Origin of the sequence: Ferrovibrio sp. (assembly GCF_041906005.1) — a bacterium.
Lineage (GTDB): Bacteria > Pseudomonadota > Alphaproteobacteria > Ferrovibrionales > Ferrovibrionaceae > Ferrovibrio.
Window position 1 is genome coordinate 1 of record NZ_JAYRJY010000021.1, and the last position, 1299, is coordinate 1299.

2 protein-coding genes are annotated in these 1299 nt (G+C 59.4%); both read left to right on the forward strand.

The annotated features are described in order from the left end of the window. Positions 1–656: alpha-D-ribose 1-methylphosphonate 5-triphosphate diphosphatase (gene phnM / locus ACE3OO_RS20230; RefSeq protein ID WP_252388021.1), on the forward strand; the 656-nt coding region annotated here is incomplete at its 5' end. After that, positions 656–1213 carry a ribose 1,5-bisphosphokinase gene (phnN, locus tag ACE3OO_RS20235; protein WP_000146000.1) on the forward strand — a complete coding sequence of 186 codons (558 nt, stop codon included), beginning with the start codon at positions 656–658 and terminating at the stop codon, positions 1211–1213. The genes phnM and phnN, both read left to right, overlap by 1 nt. Positions 1214–1299: the final 86 nt, after the last annotated feature.

The following is a 1299-nucleotide window of genomic DNA, read 5'->3' on the forward strand; positions in this document are numbered from 1 at the left end:
CGCTGATGGATCACTCACCGGGCCAGCGCCAGTTCGCCAACCGCGAAAAATATCGTGAATATTATCAGGGCAAATACTCGCTCACCGATGCGCAGATGCAACAGTACGAAGAGGAGCAACTGGCGCTTGCCGCACGCTGGTCACAGCCTAATCGCGAAACTATCGCCGCAATGTGCCGCGCGCGACACATTGCCCTCGCCAGCCACGATGACGCCACGCACGCCCACGTTGCCGAATCCCACCAGCTTGGCAGCGTGATCGCCGAATTTCCCACCACGTTCGAAGCGGCAGAAGCCTCGCGCAAGCATGGCATGAACGTACTGATGGGCGCGCCGAATATCGTGCGCGGCGGTTCGCACTCCGGCAACGTGGCGGCCAGTGAACTGGCACAGCTTGGCCTGCTGGATATCCTCTCTTCCGACTACTACCCCGCCAGCCTGCTCGATGCGGCATTTCGCGTCGCCGATGACGAGAGCAACCGCTTTACGCTGCCGCAGGCGGTGAAGCTGGTGACTAAAAATCCGGCGCAGGCGCTTAATCTTCAGGATCGCGGGGTGATTGGCGAGGGCAAACGCGCCGACCTGGTGCTGGCGCATCGCAAGGGCAACCACATTCATATCGACCACGTCTGGCGTCAGGGTAAAAGGGTGTTCTGATGACGGGAAAACTGATTTGGTTAATGGGGGCCTCTGGCTCCGGAAAAGACAGTCTGTTGACGGAACTCCGCCAGCGGGAACAAACCCAGCTACTGGTAGCGCATCGCTACATCACGCGTGATGCCAGCGCCGGAAGTGAAAACCATATCGCCTTAAGCGAGCAGGAGTTTTTTACCCGCGCGGGGCAGAACCTTCTGGCCTTGAGCTGGCATGCTAATGGTTTGTATTACGGTGTCGGCATTGAGATCGACCTCTGGCTGCACGCCGGATTCGACGTCGTGGTTAACGGCTCACGCGCCCACCTGCCGCAGGCGCGGGCGCGTTATCAATCGGCGCTGCTGCCCATCTGTTTACAGGTTTCGCCGGAGATCCTGCGCCAGCGCCTGGAAAACCGTGGCCGCGAAAACGCCAGTGAAATTAATGCCCGGCTGGCGCGCGCCGCCCGCTATACTCCTCAGGATTGCCATACGCTCAATAATGACGGCAGCCTGCGCCAGTCGGTCGACACGCTGCTGACGCTGATTCATCAGAAGGAGAAACACCATGCCTGCTTGTGAACTTCGCCCGGCAACGCAGTACGACACCGACGCGGTTTACGCGCTGATTTGTGAGCTAAAACAAGCGGAGTTTGACCACCAGGCGT

Excerpts from the sequence above, each read along its gene's own strand:
- phnN (WP_000146000.1), top strand. The coding sequence starts at position 656 with ATGACGGGAAAACTGATTTGGTTAATGGGGGCCTCTGGCTCCGGAAAA.